Source organism: Paraburkholderia caribensis, from assembly GCF_002902945.1.
GTDB classification, from domain to species: Bacteria; Pseudomonadota; Gammaproteobacteria; order Burkholderiales; family Burkholderiaceae; genus Paraburkholderia; species Paraburkholderia caribensis.
In genome coordinates, this window is record NZ_CP026103.1 from 1,092,076 (window position 1) to 1,106,227 (window position 14,152).

The window sequence follows — 14,152 nt, forward strand, 5'->3', positions numbered from 1 at the left end:
CGTGCGTAGCAAATCACGCCGTTGCAGCTTTGCTTTTCATGCGGAAACAGCGAAAGCCGCTGATATCGCTGCACGGGCCGGTTTGTGCATTCGGCGAGCCGGATTTGCGCGCTTGCCGTATCGTATTTCGCGCACGCTGCGCAATCCGCTCATTGCATTGCGCTTACCGCTTTTCACCTTTTCGGCAAGGGCTTCCATCATGACCCGATCCCGTCAGTTGCATCTCGGCGCTTTCATGCGTCCCGTCAGCCTGCATACGGGCGCGTGGCGCTTTCCCGGCGCCTACCCCGACGCCAACTTCAACATCGCGCACCTCAAACGCTTCGTGCAGACGCTCGAACGCGCGTGCTTCGACGCATTCTTCATGGCCGATCATCTGGCCGTGCTCAACATGCCGCCCGCCGCGCTCAGGCGCAGCCACACCGTGACGTCGTTCGAGCCGCTGACGCTGCTCGCCGCGCTGTCGTCGGTGACGGAGCGCATCGGCCTGATCGCCACCTCGTCGACGACGTTCGACGAGCCATACCACGTCGCGCGCCGTTTCGCTTCGCTCGATCATCTGAGCGGCGGGCGCGCCGGCTGGAATCTCGTGACCACCTCTAATCCCGATGCGGCGCTGAACTTCGGTCTCGAAGCGCATGTCGAGCACGGCGAGCGCTATCACCGCGCGCGCGAGTTCTACGACGTCGTAACAGGCCTGTGGGATAGCTGGGCCGACGACGCGTTTGTCCGCGACGTCGAAAGCGGCGTCTTTGTCGACACGGAGCGGATGCACGTGCTCGGCCACAAAGGCGAGCACCTGTCGGTGCGCGGGCCGCTGAACATCGCGCGGCCGGTTCAGGGCTGGCCCGTCGTCGTGCAGGCGGGATCGTCGGAAGCGGGACGCCAGATCGCCGCCGAAACGGCCGACGCCGTGTTCACCGCGCCGCCCTCCCTCGCCGAAGGCCAGCGCTTCTACGCCGACGTGAAAAGCCGCGTCGAACGCGCGGGCCGCGACCCGGAGCATCTGAAGATTTTGCCGGGCGCGTTCGTGGTGGTCGGCGATAGCGTCGATGAAGCGCGCGAAAAGCGCGCGCTGCTCGATACTTTCGTGCACTACGACAGCGGCATCGCGTCGCTGTCAATCGCGCTCGGCCACGACGTGTCGCAACTCGATCCGGATTCGCTGCTGCCCGAGATTCCCGAGAGCAATGCCAGCAAGAGTTCGCGGCAACGCGTCGTCGATTGGGCGCGTCGCGACCAGTTGACCATCCGCCAGCTTGCGCAGCGCATCGGCGGTTATTCGGGGCTGGAGATGGTCGGCACGCCCGCGACCATCGCCGACCAGATGGAGCAATGGCTGACCGAGCGCGGCTCGGACGGTTTCAACGTGATGTTTCCGTATCTGCCCGGCGGCCTCGACGATTTCGCCGATAAAGTCGTGCCCGAGCTGCAACGGCGCGGCATTTTCCGGCGCGCGTACGAAGGCACGACGCTGCGCGACCATCTCGGCTTGCCGCGTCCCGAAAACCGTTTCTTCACGCAGCGCGGCGCGAGCTAGACGGGCACCGCCTCGCGCAGGAAATCCACCAGCGCCGACTGCACCGCGTTCATCGCGCCGCCAGCGCCGACGAGCGCGAGCTCGGTGGGCGGCAGACGCGGCAGGTCGAAGCACACGCTATGCTCGGGCAGCACGGCCGTGGTGGGCAGCACGGTAATGCCGAGGCCCGAAGCAACGGCCGCCTGAATGCCCGTCAGGCTATGGCTGCCGAACGCGACGCGCCAGCTTCGCTGCGAATGATCGAGACTGCGGATCGCGCGCTTGCGGTACACGCAGCCTTGCGGAAACAACGCCAGCGGAATCGGCTCGCCGTCCTCGGGCGGCACTTCGATCATGCGCCCGCGCACCCACACGAGCGTTTCGGGCCACGATGCGAGACATGGCCCGCTGCCCGGCTCGCGTTTGACGAGCGCAATCTCGATCTCGCCGCCCGACAGCTTGCGGTGCAGATCGGCGCTCATGCCCGCGACCGTTTCGAGCCGCGCTTCGGGCCGCGCCTTGACGAAGCCCGACAAGATCGACGCCATGCGCTTCGCGTCGAAGTCTTCTGGCACGCCGATACGGATCGGCGTGCGCCAGACGTCGCTCGCGAGCGCGTCTTGCGCCTCCTGCGAGAGCGCGATCAGACGGCGCGCATATTGCGTGAGCAGCTCGCCGTGCTCGGTCGCGGTCACCAGGTTGCCCGTGCGGTCCCGCATCAGCAGCGTGCGGCCAACCAGTTCCTCGAGGCGCCGCACCTGCTGGCTGACCGTCGACTGGGTGCGGTGCACGCGCTCGCCGGCCCGTGTGAAGCTGCCTTCGTCCACCACGCAAACCAGCGTCTTCAGAAGTTCGAGATCGAGCATGGCGAAGGCCTCATATTTACGTTTCCACTGAGCATGCCATTTTAATTTAATTTCCCAATATGCAACTCGCGGCTTAGTCTGTGTTCCCTATCGACATCCATGAACAAGGAACCGCTCATGTCACTCGGCAACACACCGCGCCCGTCGTGGCTGACCTTCGACTGCTACGGCACGCTGATTCAATGGGACGAAGGGCTGCTGGACGCCGTCACCGCGATCCTCGCGGGCAAGCAAGCCGCCGCGATCGATCCGCGTGCGTTCATCGCCGTCTACGACAGGCACGAGCACGCGCTGGAGCAGACGCCACCGCACCGCTCGTTCCGCGAAGTCGCGGGCCACGCGCTGCGCATCGCGCTGGAGGAATTCGATCTGCGCGCCGACGACAACGACATCCGCCTGCTGACCAGCCGCATCTCCGCGATGCCGCCCTTCCCCGAAGTGACGGGCACGCTGCACGCGCTGAAGGAAGCGGGCTACCGGCTGTGCATCGTGTCGAATACCGACGACGACGTGATCGCCGGCAACGTCGCGCAGCTTGGCGGCTATATCGACCGCGTGATTACCGCGCAGCAGGCAGGCGCCTACAAACCCGACCGGCGGCTTTTCGACTATGCTCACGAACAGCTAGGCGTATCGCGCGACGACGTGGTGCATATCTGCGCAAGCCCGCATCTGGATCACGCGGCGGCGCGCGACATCGGCTTTCGCTGCGTGTGGATAGACCGCGGCACGGGCCGCCAGCGTCTGCCCGACTACACGCCCGACGCCACGCTTGCGACGCTCGACCGGGTGCCGCCGCTGTTCGCGTCGCTCGGCTGGTGAAACGTGCAAAGGACCTGTCATGGCACATACGCTCAACGTCAATACGGCCGCTGTCGCGCGTCGCGCCGCGCTCGACTCCGACGCGGTGCACACGGCCCGCATCGAACTGGCCGCGTGTTTTCAGCTCGCCGCGCAGCATGGCCTTGAAGAAGGCGTGTGCAATCATTTTTCCGCTGTCGTGCCGGGACATGACGATCTGTTCTTCGTCAATCCGTATGGCTTCGCGTTTTCGGAAGTCACCGCGTCGCGCCTGCTGGTCTGCGATTTCGACGGCAACGTGATCGAAGGCGACGGCAGCCCGGAAGCGACCGCGTTCTACATACACGCGCAGTTGCATCGGGCCATGCCGCGCGTGAAGGCCGCGTTTCATACGCATATGCCGAACGCGACCGCGTTGTGTCTGATCGAAGGACCGCCGCTGTTGTGGCTCGGACAAACGGCGCTGAAGTTCTACGGCCGCGCCGCCGTCGACGAGCACTACAACGGCCTCGCGCTCGATACATCCGAGGGCGACCGCATCGCGGCTGCCATGGGCGACGCGGACATCCTGTTTCTGAAGAACCACGGCGTGATGGTGGCGGGCGCAAGCATCGCCGAGGCGTGGGACGATCTGTATTACCTGGAGCGCGCCGCCGAAGTGCAACTCAAGGCGATGCAGAGCAACCGTCCGCTCAAGGCCGTGCCGCACGAGATCGCGCAGCGCGCGTACGAGCAGATGCGTCTGGGCGACAAGGAAAGCGCGCGGGCGCACCTCGACAGCGGCATACGGCGTCTGCGCGACGCGGGCAACCGCTTCGAGACATGAAGCACGCGAGCCACCCTCGCCGCCGCTACACCTGACGCGCGACGTGATCGGTGATCCGCCGCAGCTGCTGCAGCATCTGCTCGCCCGATGCCATGTAGAGCGCGCGGTCGCCCGTCAGCACGCTGGCGCGAAACGTCTGCAGCGCATGCTTCAGCGGTTCGTACCTGAGCACGGACGCCGCGCCGTCCACGCGATGAATCCACTGCCGCAAGACATCCGGCCCGGCTTCGCCGAGCATGCCTTCGAGCTCGTCGGCATCCGTCGTCATGGTCTGGACGATGATGTCTATCAGCTTCTCGTCGCGCCCCGTACTGCCGAAGCTCCGATTGATCGCGTCCCAGTCGAGATCGGGCAGCTCGCCTGGCTGCGCCGCTGCGGCAGGTCCCGGCGCATGAGGCGTGACGCGCGGCGCGTCCACCGGCGACGCGGGCCGTCCGTCGCTCGCCAACGCGCAGTGCCCCTGCAGGCACTGCGGCGCGAACCGGGTGAGGCACGCAAGCAGGTCGTTGAGCTTGGCCGGCTTGTACAGGCATTCGTCCATGCCGGCGGCCAGGCACTCGTCGCGCTCTTCCCGCCCCACGCTCGCCGTCAGTCCGACGATGGGCATGCGACGTGCGTCACCCGTCCGTTCGCGCACGCGGGTTGCCAGTGTGTAGCCGTCCATCTCGGGCATGTGACAGTCGGTGATGAGCAGCGCATAGTCCGCCGACGCGATCGCCTTCAGCGCCTGCACGCCGTCTTCGACGGTGTCGCACGTGCAGCCGAGCAGTTCCAGTTGCTGCCGCAGCAGATGCCGGTTGATCGCGTTGTCTTCGGCGATCAGGATGAGCGCGTGATCGCGCAGCGCATCGGCGCGGCTGCGCGGCGCGGCGGGCGCGAGCGCCGATGCCGCGGATTCCAGTCCCAGTTCGGCGTCCCCGTGCAAGACCGCATTGCATACGGCAGCCACGCCGCCGAGCGTCACGGGATACACGCAGAGGTAGCAGACCTCGCCCATGCGGTCATACCCGCTGGATTTGGTGACTGCAGTCGTGGGAACGACGGGAATGCCGCCCACCTGCATCTGAACCGCGCTTTTCGGCGTGCCCTGCACGAGTGGTGGATTCGCCGGCGGGCTTTGCGCTGTCAGCTGGTCGTCGATAATCAGCCGGCAGTCCGCCGGCAAGCTATCCGGGGAAAGCGCTGCATCAGGATCGAGGATCGCCACCGTGCCGCCGAAAGTTTGCAGCGCCTGAGTCAGGCTGCGCAGCACAGACGCTTCGCGAACACGCAGACCGACGGTGATCCCAGCCAGCGGATAGCTCTGAAACCTGCTTTGGTTCACTTCCAGCGGAATGCGGAACTCCACCTGTGTGCCGCGCCCCACCTCGCCTGACATGCCGATGGTGCCGCCGAGCATGGCCACCAGCCGCCGTGAAATCGTCAAGCCAAGACCTGTGCCGCCAAAGCGGCGTGTCGTCGAGGCTTCGGCCTGCACGAACGGCTGAAAGAGGCGCGCCCGCTGATCCGGGCTGATGCCGATTCCCGTGTCGCTCACGCGCCAGACAATGGTTTGCCTGCCGTCGCCTTCGTGGCCTTCGTTGCCTTCATTGGTTTCGCCCGCGAGTTCGACGTCGAGTCTGATACTGCCTTCCGAGGTGAACTTGATCGCGTTGCTGAGCAGGTTGAAGAGAATCTGCCGTAGCCGCACGCCGTCGCTCCACACCACGGGCGCAATCGCCGCGTCGATGCACAGCACCAGTTTCAGCCGCTTCTCCTGGGCGCGCCAGAAAAACAGCGCGAACGTGCTCGTGCACAGATCGCGGATATCGACAGGCCCCCGCTCCAGCGCGATCTTGCCGGCTTCGATCTTCGAGTAATCGAGAATGTCGTTGAGAATTTGCAGCAGCGATTCGGCCGCCTGCGAGATCAGCTTCACCTTGACCGCCTGGTCGGGGCGCAGGTTGCTGTGCGCGAGCAGTTCGATCAGTCCCAGCACGGCGCTCATCGGCGTGCGTATTTCATGGCTCATCGCCGCGAGAAACTCGCTCTTCGCGCGCGACGCCTGCTGCGCCGCATCGCGCGCCTCGGCCAGCGCGACGGCATGCTGATGCTGTTCTTCGGCGTCGCTCCAGTAACCGTTCCAGACGAGATCGCCCTGCTCGACCCGATGCGGCACGGCGTGCAGCCGGGTCCACCGGTACGCGCCGTGGCGCTGCACGCGCAGTTCGCGGCTCACGGGCGCGAGTGTGTGCATGGCGTTGCGCGCCTCGCGTTCGAGATCGGCGCGGTCGTCGGGATGCACGGAGGCGAGCACCGACCCCGGGCTCGCTTGCAGTTCGGCGCTGGTCTTGCCGAACATGTCGACGGTATTGCCGCTCAGCCAGAGAATCTTCGAGCCCCCGCCGTTGCCCTGCCGATACTGAAACGCCGTCGCCGGCAACTGGCTGGTGACGTCGATCAGCCGCAACTCCGCTTCGCGCCGTTCCCGCGCTTCCTTGTGCAGCACGCGGCGCGAGCGCCACAGCACGGCGATCACGGCCAGCAGCGCCAGCGCAATGGGTGCGAAGCGCATGGCGATATCTTTCCACGACGGCCCAAGCTCGTAGTTCGCGCCGAAGTAGCGGTTCTGGATCGCGAGCCGCTCGGTGTCGGGCAAGGCCGCCAGCGCGCGGTCGATCAGCGGCATGAGCCGGACAGCCAGCTTCGGCGCGACGGCAAAGCCCGTCTGCAGCGCCGCGCCGCCCGAGCCGACGATGCGCAGATTGCCGCCATGCATGCGCTGCAGCATGTAGTGGGCCGTCGCCAGGTCGTCGACGTAGAGATCGGCGTTCCCCTCGGCGACCGCGTTCATGCCCGCCGCCACGTCGGGCACCACCACGATGCGCGCTTTCGGCGCCGCCGCCATCACCAGCCCGCGTAGACCGCCGCCCTCCGTCACGGCCACCCGTTTGCTGTCGAGATCGCGCATCTGCGACAACGCAGGCGCGTCGATGCGGCCCACGGCGACCACCGGAAACGTCGCATAGGGGCGCGACACCGGCACGCCGCGCAAGGCGGGATCGCGCAGAATCGCGACGGCGTTCATATCCAGATCCCCTGCCTGCAACGCATCGACGGCGGCGTCGAGGCTCGCCTCATGGGCGCGTATGAAGCTGATCCCCAGCTGGTTCGACAGATAGCGCAGATAGTCCTGCGCCATGCCGTGCGTCTGGCCGCTGTCGTCGACGTAGCTGTAGGGCGGAAGCCCGTTGTCCACGGCCACGCGCAGCGGCGGCAGCGTACGCAGCCACGCGCGCTCGTCGTCAGTGAGAAAAAACGGCCCGGCGGTTTCCCTGGAGATCGGACCCGCGCTCATCCAGCGGCTCAGAATGCGTTGACGCACGTCGTCAGGCAGCGCGCCGAGCCGCTCGTCGATGCTGTCGCGCAGCGCCTTGCGCGAATGAGGGAAGCCGAAATGGATGCTGCTTTCCGTCTCGCGGTAGCGGTTGATTTCCGCCAGTCCGGCGAACTCCGGCTGCGACAGCAGATAGTCGGCGACGGGCAGCAGCGTGATCAACACATCCGCCTGCTTGCGCTGCACGGCGCGCAAGCCCTCCTGTTCACTGCGCACTTGCACGAACGTCGCATCGGGATAGCGCTCGCGGGACACCTGCTCGATATACGTGCCCACTTCCACGGCGATGCGCTTGCCGGTCAGTCGAGGCGCTGTGCCATTGCGCGCCGCCTCCGCCGCGCGCCCGACCACGACGAAATCGGCATCGAAATAGGGCTGCGACAGCAGCAGACAGCGCCGCGCGACGATGGGCATTTGCACGGTGAGCACGACGTCGATGGAGCCGGCGCAGGCCGCCGCCGTCACCGACTGCTGATCGGGGAAAGTCACGACCCGCACTTGCGCGGACGGGTCGAGCGTGGCTTTCAGAATATCGACCGCAGCGCCGGAAAGCTGGCCGTCATTGACAATCGTGATGGGCGGCAGGCCGCCTCCCCCGACGCCCACCGTGACAACGGAGGGCGGACGCTCGTGGGGCGGCTTCTGCGCAACGCTATCGGCCGATGCTGCCGCGAGCATCGCGCCCAGGAGCCAGCACAGTTTGATACAACAGTTCCGCATAGTGTTCATGGAAGGCGGGCGCTGACGTCACGTTGGTCAATCCATGATAGTGCCCCGACAGCGTGTTCGGGACCCGCCTTGCAAAGGCTAGCGCGCAAGCGATAAAACACGCGCACAGGCGGCTCAGGCCAGTTCGACCGTCACGTCGTCCAGCGCGCGAAACGGCGCGAGCAGCGCGTCGTCGGCCGTGGCGGACGTAATCAGCCGCCAGTCGCGTTGCAGCGGCGTCCAGTGCTGCTGGCGCGCGCGGCCGAGCTTGTCGGAATCGGCGAGCACGATGATTTCCGCTGCACGCGACACGATGCACTCCTTCAGATACGCCTGCTGCGCCGACGCTTCGCACAGGCCGAAGCCGGCGACCACGCCGTCGGCGCCGAGAAACGCGCAATCGACGGTCAAGCGGCTGAGGATGAGTTCCGCCAGCGGCCCGAGCGTGCTCATGCTGGAGCCGCGCAGCTCGCCGCCGATCAGCGTGAGCCGCACGCCCGGCGCATTGGCGAGCGCCGTGACCGCGAGCAGATTGTTGGTGACCACATGCAGTTCTTCACGGGTGGACAGATGCCACGCGAGACTGGCGCAGGTCGTGCCGCCGTCGAGCAATACCGTGTCGCCGTCGCGCACATGCAGCGCGGCTGCCTGCGCGATCGCTTCCTTCTGTTCGCGCTGCGCGGCCTTGCGTTCCTCGAGCGATGCTTCCGGTTCATGTACGCCGACCAGCGCGGTCGCGCCGCCATAGGTGCGCACCAGGCGCTTCTGTTTTGCCAGCGTCGTCAGGTCACGCCGGATCGTTGCTTCCGACACGTTCAGCGCCGCGCACAACTGTTCGACGTTGGCGTCGCGCGTGCGGACGAGTTCGAGAATCGCCTGATGACGGTCGGTCGTTTTCTTCACGTTTCTCGAGAGTCTGGGAAGGGGGCTCGATCTTACACCAGCCCCTTTTGGCAATCACCTGCGCGTCGCCAGTTCCGCGCCCTGGCGCAGCGCTTCGAGCATGCTGCCTTCGTCGACGACACCCTTGCCGGCGATATCGAATGCCGTACCGTGATCGACCGACGTGCGGATCACTTCCAGTCCCACCGTCACGTTCACGCCCGCTTCGAGGCCGAGCACCTTGACGGGGCCGTGGCCCTGATCGTGGTACATCGCGACCACCAGATCGAAGTCGCCGCGACCGGCGCGGAAGAACAGCGTGTCGGCGGGCAGCGGGCCCGTGACGTCCAGACCGCGTTCCTGCAGCAGCTTCACGGCGGGGATGATCTTCTCTTCTTCTTCGCCGTAGCCGAACAGGCCGTTTTCGCCCGCATGCGGATTGATCCCGCACACGCCGATGCGCGGATGCTCGATGCCCGCCTTCACGAGCGTCGCGTTGCCGCGTTCGATGGTCCGCTGCACGAGGCCCGGCTCGATCTTGCGGATCGCGTCGATGATGCCGATGTGCGTCGTCACGTGGATCACGCGCAGTTGCGGCGCCACGAGCATCATCGATACTTCGTCGACGCCCGTCAGATGCGCGAGCATTTCCGTGTGCCCGGGATACTTGTGCCCGCCTGCGTGCAGCGCTTCCTTGTTGAGCGGCGCGGTGCAGATCGCGTCGATCTTGCCCGCCTGCGCGAGTTCGACGGCGCGCTTGATGTACTGATACGCGGCATCGCCCGCCACGGCCGACAGCTGGCCGAACGGCAGATCGTCGGGAATCAGGCCGAGGTCAATGCAGTCGATCGTGCCCTGCTCGTAGCGTGCATCGGATGCGTCCTCGATACGGCGAATCGTCATGGTCCCGCCGACGATCTGGTTCGCGCGTTCGAGGCGCTTCGCGTCGCCGATCACGAGCGGACGGCATTGCGCGTAGACCGACGCGTGCGCGAGGCTCTTGACGACGACTTCTGCGCCGACGCCCGCTGCATCGCCCATCGTGATGCCGATTACGGGAAGGTAGTTGCTCATGATGTGATCTCGTGGGTACGTGCTGTTCATACGCGGACGTCAGTGTGAAACGACGTCGCGTTCGGTTTCATTGCGCAGGGTCAACCATGCGGCATACAGCGCGTGATCGGTGCCGAAAGCGCCCGCCTTCGTCACGACGCCGGGACAATGCGCGCGGGTCGCGTCGAGCGGCCTCGCCACCGCGACGCCTGCTTCGACTTCGGCCAGCAACTGCAGATTGCCGATACGCGCGGCGGCCAGCATTGCGCGCGCGGTCTCGCCGCCCGTCGCGATCAGGCCGCCCGTTTTGGTGAAATGCGGCTCGACCAGCGCCGCGAGCGCCGCCGACAGCTGCGCGCCTTCGGCGGGATCGAACGCGTCGTCGCGGCCGATGCGCAGCAGCAGATCGACACCCGCCTGCAGCGATACGCCGATCTGTTCCCGCAGCGCGCGCCAGTCACGATGACGCTCGCCTTCGCGCAGCACGACGGGCGGCACGATCAGTTCCTCGACGCCGCCGCGCTCGCGCAGCATCGCGCATTGACGCTCGCTGACAGCCGACAGGCTGCCGACCAGAATCAGGATCGGCCCGCCGGGAAACGTGCCGCTGCCGGACTTGCGTCCTTCAGCATCGGCATGGGAATCGAGCGCCGCGATCTCGCGCGCGAGCCCGCCCGATCCAACCCAGAAGAACGCCGCATCGCTTTGCAGCGTGGCGCGGGCCAGCGCGCGCAGCGCCGCCTCGCTTTGTGTATCGACGATCAACGCCTGTACGCCGTTCGCCGCCATTGCGCCGATGCATACCGCGAGCGTTTCGGGTTCGCCCGCGAGCGCCTCGGCGTCGAGCCGGTCCGTTGTCAGACCGGCGGCTTCGAGTTGCGCCGCGATGCCGGCGGGAACGCCCGCATGCTCGAGCTTCCATGTGGCCGTCTGTTCGAGCGGCTCGCCGTGCACGAACACACGGCCTTCGCGTACCGTGCGGCCTGTCGCCGGAAATGCCGGTGCGACGATTGCCATGCCCGCCAGCGCCTGCAAACCGGCGACTTCCGCTGCCCAGTTGCCGCGCAGCGTCGAATCGATTTTCTTGTAGAGCCGCTGATCGCGCGCGCTCATCTCGGCGTACGCCGCCGACGTGCGTGCCGCTGCATCGCGAGGCGTGAGACGGCGCGTGTCGGTATCGACGGCGATCGTGTCCGCGCCGTCGTGCGCGGGCGTGCGCGTCGCCTCCAGTGTGACGACCGTCCGATGCCCCGCGCTCGCGAAACCGATCGCGCAGTCCGCGGCGCCCGACAGGTCGTCCGCGAGAATCAGAATCTTCATCGTGCCAGCCCTTCGCGATTCTTCGTGCGCGCGCCTTGCTGGCGCTGCTGATAGCGCTTCGCCACCTGCGCGGTGAGGATCGGCGACAGGATCGCCGTGACCACGACGCAGGCGGCGACCAGCAGCGTCGCGCTCTGCGCCGCTTCGTTGTACACCGGGTTCGCCGCCGCGACGAGCGCCGGGACGGCCGCCGCGTTGCCCGCCGTATTGGCTGCCGCCACGCCCGCCACACCCGTGCCGCCCGTCAGGCGGTCGGCGAAGTACAGCGGAATGCCCGTCACGATCACCACCGCAATGCCAAGGCCGATGCCGAGCAGCCCGGCTTGCCAGACCTTGTGCAGATCGAGGCCCGCGCCCAGCGCCAGCGCGAAGAACGGAATCATCACGGGCACGGCCTTCGCGAGAAAGTCGCGCATTTCACGGTCCAGGTTGCCGAGCAGCATGCCGAGCGCGAGCGGCAGAATGCTGCCCACCAGCGTCTGCCACGGAAACGCCGACAGACCGGCGACGCCGAGCGTCACCATGGTCAGGAACGGACCCGATTCGAGCGACATCAGCGTGTACGCGCCGACGTCTTCCGAGCGCCCATACTGGCCCATCAGCGCCATGTAGAGACCGCCGTTGGTATCGTTCATCGCCGCGACCACGGCGAGCGTCGAGATACCCGCGAACAGGCCCGACGACACGGGATGCTCGCCGAGCACATGCCCGAGAATCACGCCGACGATCACCGCTGCGCCCACCTTCGTCACGAGCAGCGCGCCGCCCTTCTTCATCAGATACGGCGTGGCCTTCACGTCGATGCTCGCGCCCATGCAGACATAGAACACGGCAAGGATGGGCAGCGCGCCCGTGAACAGCGCATTCGTGAACGAGCCGAAGAACTTCGGCATGCCCGGCAGGAACGTCGCCACCAGCGAGCCGATGAGCAGCGGCACGATCATCATGCCGCCGGGGATGCGCTCGATCGAGCGTTTGATGGGAATCTGAACCATGCGAGTCTCCTGGCCTTATTGGGCGCCGCGTCTATCCGCGATTTTGATTGAAACAGTCATCACTCGATCGAATCGATCAGTTTGGAGTGTAGACCGTTTGATCGAATTGCGCAATTCGATCATCAATTTGCGCAAAATGATCATTTTTTGGGAGGGCATGCGAGCGCGGCCCCGAACGCCTTCGTTGAATGGATTAGCCGCGCCGCACATTCAGGCGACGCTCCGCAGACGCCTATATCCACGGATATCGGTCGAATGACCGATCGCGCGCAAAAACGCTCGCGGTATAGTGAGGCTCGATAAAAGACCCGTACCCTTATGCAGACCTCGTCAGGCTCATCCGGCGGCCCCGTCGTTCGCGTCTTCGATGCCGTGAAGGCGCTCGCCTTCATCGGCGATCTGAGCATGGGCCAGCCGACGGATCACTCCATCCGCACCGCATGGCTCGCCATGCGGCTTGCACAAGCGGCAGGCCTCGGCGAAGCGGCCGTGGTCGCCGTGCGCGAGGCGTCGCTGTTGCGCTGGTCGGGCTGCACGGCGAACGCGTCGGGCTTCGCGGAAGCGCTCGGCGACGATGTCGCGAGCCGCGAAGCGATGCTCGCGCTCAAGCCGGACTGGGCGCGCCCAATGGCATTGCAAGGCGATGTCGGCGCGGTCATGACGCCGCTTGCGCGCATTCATTGCGAAGTATCGGGCGAAGCGGCGCGCATGCTCGGTCTCGGGCAAGACACGCAAGCCACGCTGCGGCACGTGTTCGAATCATGGGACGGCACGGGCACGCCTGACAGGCTCGCCGGCAGCGCCGTGCCTGTCACCGTGTTCATCGTGGCGCTGGCAGGCGAACTGGAAATCTTTTCGCGCACCTACGGGATCGACCGCGCGAGCGCGCTGATCGGCCAGCGCGCCGATGCGCGCTACCCGGACAAGCTCGCGCGGCTCGCCGTCCGGCTCGCGCCGCAGTGGCTCGACGAACTGGCCCAGGCCGACGCGGCGTCCATCGATGCCGCGCTGATGACCCAGCAGATGAACGACGTCACGCCCGTCGAACTGGTGGCGGACATCATCGATCTCAAACTGCCGTGGATGACGGGCTATTCGCGCAGCGTCGCGGCGACGGCCGCGTCGTGCGCGGCGCGCTTCGCACTCGATGCGAACGCGCAAAACCGGCTCTATTGCGCAGGCCTCGTTCATGGCATGGGCCGCGCGGCCGTGCCGAATCCCGTCTGGGACGCACCCGCCCGTCTGTCGCCGGCGGCGTGGGAGAAAGCGCGTCTCGTGCCGTACTGGACGTCGCGCGCGGGCAGGCAGACAGGCTCGCTCGCCGAGGCGGCCGAACTCGGCTCATACGCGTACGAACGGCTCGACGGCTCGGGCTATTTTCGCGGCGTGTCGGGCGCCGCGTTGCCGGTCGAAGCGCGCATTCTCGCGGCGAGCGCCGCGTGGGTCGCCTTGCGCGCAACGCGTCCGTGGCGTGCCGCGCTCACGCAGGACGAAGCCGCGAAGCTGTTGCACGAAGAAGCCGCACTAGGCCGGTTCGACGCCGATGTCGTCCATGCATTGATCGACGAGCGTGTGGCGCCGCGGCGCGTCGTGAATCCGCGCGCGCAGACGGCGCGGCTTTCCGCGCGTGAAGTCGACGTGCTGCGCGGCATATCGCGCGGCGCGAGCAACAAGGAAGTGGCCCGCGATCTGTCCTTGAGTCCGAGCACGGTGCGCACGCACGTCGAAAGCGTATTCCGCAAGCTGGACTGCTCGACGCGCGCAGCGGCCACGCTCAAGGCCCTGGCGCTCGGCGTGCTGTGACGC

At 66.5% G+C, this 14,152-nt stretch carries 11 protein-coding genes; 4 read left to right on the forward strand and 7 right to left on the reverse strand.

Features of this window, described 5'->3' with window-relative positions; all coding sequences use genetic code 11:
• Nucleotides 1-36 precede the first annotated feature (36 nt).
• Nucleotides 37-201, reverse strand: a complete 165-nt coding sequence (locus C2L66_RS40995) for a hypothetical protein (protein ID WP_158512190.1) — start codon at nucleotides 199-201, stop codon at nucleotides 37-39.
• Between C2L66_RS40995 and C2L66_RS34400 the strand changes: the two genes are divergently transcribed.
• Nucleotides 200-1,540: an LLM class flavin-dependent oxidoreductase gene (locus tag C2L66_RS34400; protein ID WP_054932260.1), complete on the forward strand. Its 1,341-nt coding sequence runs from the start codon at nucleotides 200-202 to the stop codon at nucleotides 1,538-1,540. The two genes, C2L66_RS40995 and C2L66_RS34400, sit on opposite strands and share 2 nt — an antisense overlap.
• On the opposite strand, the gene C2L66_RS34405 is transcribed toward C2L66_RS34400, so the two are convergent.
• Nucleotides 1,537-2,385: a LysR substrate-binding domain-containing protein gene (locus C2L66_RS34405; RefSeq protein WP_054932251.1), complete on the reverse strand. Its 849-nt coding sequence runs from the start codon at nucleotides 2,383-2,385 to the stop codon at nucleotides 1,537-1,539. The two genes, C2L66_RS34400 and C2L66_RS34405, sit on opposite strands and share 4 nt — an antisense overlap.
• A 117-nt stretch (nucleotides 2,386-2,502) precedes the next feature.
• Here C2L66_RS34405 and C2L66_RS34410 point away from each other — a divergent pair, with 117 nt between their 5' ends.
• A complete protein-coding gene (locus C2L66_RS34410; protein WP_060610437.1) occupies nucleotides 2,503-3,207 on the forward strand; it encodes a haloacid dehalogenase type II in 705 nt (234 codons plus the stop codon).
• Between the two features lie 19 nt (nucleotides 3,208-3,226).
• Nucleotides 3,227-4,012: an aldolase gene (locus tag C2L66_RS34415; RefSeq protein ID WP_060608225.1), complete on the forward strand. Its 786-nt coding sequence runs from the start codon at nucleotides 3,227-3,229 to the stop codon at nucleotides 4,010-4,012.
• Nucleotides 4,013-4,037: 25 nt separating this feature from the next.
• On the opposite strand, the gene C2L66_RS34420 is transcribed toward C2L66_RS34415, so the two are convergent.
• The 5 genes from C2L66_RS34420 to C2L66_RS34440 all read right to left on the reverse strand — a co-directional run bounded on the left by C2L66_RS34420 (nucleotide 4,038) and on the right by C2L66_RS34440 (nucleotide 12,346).
• Complete coding sequence (locus tag C2L66_RS34420) at nucleotides 4,038-8,117, reverse strand: ATP-binding protein (RefSeq protein WP_060608228.1); 4,080 nt, start codon at nucleotides 8,115-8,117, stop codon at nucleotides 4,038-4,040.
• Nucleotides 8,118-8,231: 114 nt separating this feature from the next.
• Nucleotides 8,232-8,999, reverse strand: coding sequence for a DeoR/GlpR family DNA-binding transcription regulator (locus C2L66_RS34425; protein ID WP_060608230.1), 768 nt, complete (start codon nucleotides 8,997-8,999; stop codon nucleotides 8,232-8,234).
• Nucleotides 9,000-9,053: 54 nt separating this feature from the next.
• Nucleotides 9,054-10,052, reverse strand: coding sequence for a 4-hydroxythreonine-4-phosphate dehydrogenase PdxA (gene pdxA, locus C2L66_RS34430; RefSeq protein ID WP_060610440.1), 999 nt, complete (start codon nucleotides 10,050-10,052; stop codon nucleotides 9,054-9,056).
• Between the two features lie 39 nt (nucleotides 10,053-10,091).
• The gene (locus tag C2L66_RS34435; RefSeq protein ID WP_060608233.1) at nucleotides 10,092-11,351 is read right to left on the reverse strand and encodes a four-carbon acid sugar kinase family protein; all 1,260 of its coding nucleotides are present in this window, start codon (nucleotides 11,349-11,351) and stop codon (nucleotides 10,092-10,094) included.
• Nucleotides 11,348-12,346: a 2-keto-3-deoxygluconate permease gene (locus C2L66_RS34440; RefSeq protein WP_054932256.1), complete on the reverse strand. Its 999-nt coding sequence runs from the start codon at nucleotides 12,344-12,346 to the stop codon at nucleotides 11,348-11,350. Before C2L66_RS34440 ends, C2L66_RS34435 begins: the two co-directional genes overlap by 4 nt.
• A gap of 318 nt (nucleotides 12,347-12,664) precedes the next feature.
• Here C2L66_RS34440 and C2L66_RS34445 point away from each other — a divergent pair, with 318 nt between their 5' ends.
• Complete coding sequence (locus C2L66_RS34445; RefSeq protein ID WP_060608236.1) at nucleotides 12,665-14,149, forward strand: HD domain-containing phosphohydrolase; 1,485 nt, start codon at nucleotides 12,665-12,667, stop codon at nucleotides 14,147-14,149.
• Nucleotides 14,150-14,152 lie beyond the last annotated feature (3 nt).